This window comes from Clavibacter lycopersici, from assembly GCF_003576405.1.
GTDB classification, from domain to species: Bacteria; Actinomycetota; Actinomycetes; order Actinomycetales; family Microbacteriaceae; genus Clavibacter; species Clavibacter lycopersici.
In genome coordinates this window covers 1-2,261 of the sequence record NZ_QWGT01000329.1, presented here as the reverse complement: position 1 = coordinate 2,261, position 2,261 = coordinate 1, and the positions used below count along the sequence as shown (strand labels likewise).

General features: G+C 78.8%; 3 protein-coding genes. All 3 read right to left on the bottom strand.

The window, feature by feature from the left end; all coding sequences use genetic code 11:
• The coding region (locus DZG00_RS14660; RefSeq protein WP_147360032.1) for a 1-phosphofructokinase family hexose kinase at positions 1-837 on the bottom strand (837 nt) is incomplete at its 3' end.
• Positions 825-1,949 (bottom strand): N-acetylglucosamine-6-phosphate deacetylase, encoded by a 1,125-nt coding sequence (locus DZG00_RS14655; RefSeq protein WP_233550159.1) that lies wholly within the window; start codon positions 1,947-1,949, stop codon positions 825-827. The genes DZG00_RS14655 and DZG00_RS14660, both read right to left, overlap by 13 nt.
• Positions 1,946-2,261: ROK family protein (locus DZG00_RS14650; RefSeq protein ID WP_119455779.1), on the bottom strand; the 316-nt coding region annotated here is incomplete at its 5' end. The genes DZG00_RS14655 and DZG00_RS14650, both read right to left, overlap by 4 nt.

Here is a 2,261-nt window from a genome sequence, read left to right as displayed (position 1 = left end):
GGCGGCCCCCACGACGGCGGCGCGGCGCAGGGCTGCGGGCAGGGGGAGGCCGGCGGCGAGGGCCGCGACCAGGCCGGCGGTCGCGGCGTCGCCGGCGCCGGTCGGGTTGCCGGAGATCCCCGGCACGGCGGCCTGGGTCCGGCGCGTGCCGTCTGCGGTCTGGAGCAGGAGCCCGCGGGATCCGCGCGAGACGACGACCGCGTCGACGCCCTGGGCGAGCAGCGCGGCGATGCCCGCCTCCAGGTCGTCCGCGCCCGTGGCGTCGAGGAGCTCCGACTCGTTGGGCGTCAGCAGCTGGGCGCCCGCGTCGGCGGCGGCGATCAGCGCGGATCCGCTCGCGTCCACCACCACGGTCGCCCCGGCGGAGCGCCCCGCGGCCACGATCGCGGCGACCCGGGAGGCGTCGGTCGCGGGCGGGAACGACCCGGCGACGACGAGGTACCCGCCGGGCTCGCAGTGCCGGCGGACGGCGTCCTCGAGCCCGGTCCAGGCCCGGTCGTCGAGCGGATCGCCGGGCTCGGCGAGGAGGGTCGGGTGGGCGATGTCGTCGACGACCGCCACGGTGGTGCGCGTGGCGCCGGGGGCGGGCACGGTGACGGAGGCGATCCCGGCGGACATCAGCTGGCCCCGGATCCAGTCGCCGGATGCGCCGCCGAGCGGCTGCACGGACGTCGCGTCGACGCCGAGCGCCCGCAGCACGCGCACGACGTTGAGGCCCTTCCCGCCCGGCCGGCGCTCGGCCCGCTGCACCCGGACCGTCTCGCCGACGAGCTGCCGCTCCACGCGGTAGGTCACGTCGATCGCCGGGTTGGGCGTGAGCACGACTACGCGAGCCATGAGCCGCCCCCCATCACGCGCGCGACGCGGGCGCCGCGGAGCTCGACGAGGTCGGCGCGCGCTCCCGCGACGAGGGCGGGATCCGCGAGGCCGAGCGACCGCGCGGGCGTGGCGCTGGTCGCGGCGACGACCTCGTCGAGCGGCACGCCGCGGTCGAGGAGCCGGGCGACCGCGCCGCCCACGGGGGTCGTGCTGCCGGCGAGGGACGATCCGTCGGCGAGCATGGCCACCCCGTCGGCGACCACGACCGCGGATCCGGCCAGTTCGTAGGAGCCGTCCGCGAGCCCGGTGGCCGACATCGCGTCGGAGACGAGGGCGTAGCGTCCGCGTGCGGCCGCGCGCACGACGTCGACGGCGGTGTCGTCGACGTGGTGCCCGTCGGCGATCAGCTCGAGCACGAGGGCGTCGGTGGAGAGCGCGACGCCGACGGGCCCGGCGGAGCGGTGGTGCAGGGGCGGCATCCCGTTGAACACGTGGGTGGCGGCGCTCGCCCCGGCGTCGACCGCCTGGCGGACGACGTCGGCCGGGGCGTCGGTGTGGCCGATCGCGACGACGACGCCCGCGGCGACGAACGCGCGGATGGCGGGCAGCGCGCCGGGCAGCTCGGGCGCGATCGTCACCATCGACAGGGCGCCGTCGGCGGCTGCGAGCGCCTCGTCGACGTCGCCCGGCGCGAACGCGCGCAGCAGCGAGGGATCGTGCGCGCCGCGTCGCGCGGGGGAGAGGAAGGGGCCCTCGAGATGGAGGCCGGCGAGCGTGCCGTCCGCGACGAGCGGGGCGAGCTCGCGGAGGCGCCGGGTCGTGGATCCCCATGCGCCCGTGGCGAGGGAGGCGACCACGCGCGTGCTCCCGGCGCGCGCGTGGTGCGCGACGGCCGGCTCCGGGTCGAGCCCGGGCGTGGCGAAGTCGACGCCGACCGCGCCGTGCACGTGCGTGTCGACGAAGCCGGGGATCACGGTGTCGAGCCGGAGGCGGGTGGCGGCGGCGCGATCCGGTGCGGGGCCCGCGCCCGCGTCGGCGATCCGCCCGTCGCGGACGAGCAGCCATCCGGGCCCGTCGTGGCCCGCGCCGTCGACGAGGCGCGCGGCCTCGATCAGCGTCGACGCGCTCACGCGGGGGATCCGCTCGCGATGAGCTCGGCCAGGTCGTCGGCCAGGTGGGTCGCGCCGATGGCGGCGGCGAGGTCGCCGTGGTGCGGCGGGATGAGGTCGGGCGCGCGCGACGAGCCGATGCGGCGCGCGAGCTCCACGGTGAGCGGGTCGAACAGCAGCGCGCCGGCGCCGGCGAGGCCGCCGCCCACGATGATCGTGCGGGGCGCCACCGTGGCGACGATCCCGGCGAGGGCGTCGGCGAGAACGGCGACGGTGTCCGACCACACGGCGGTGGCCGCGGCATCGCCCGCGGCGACCCGGCGGGCGACGGCG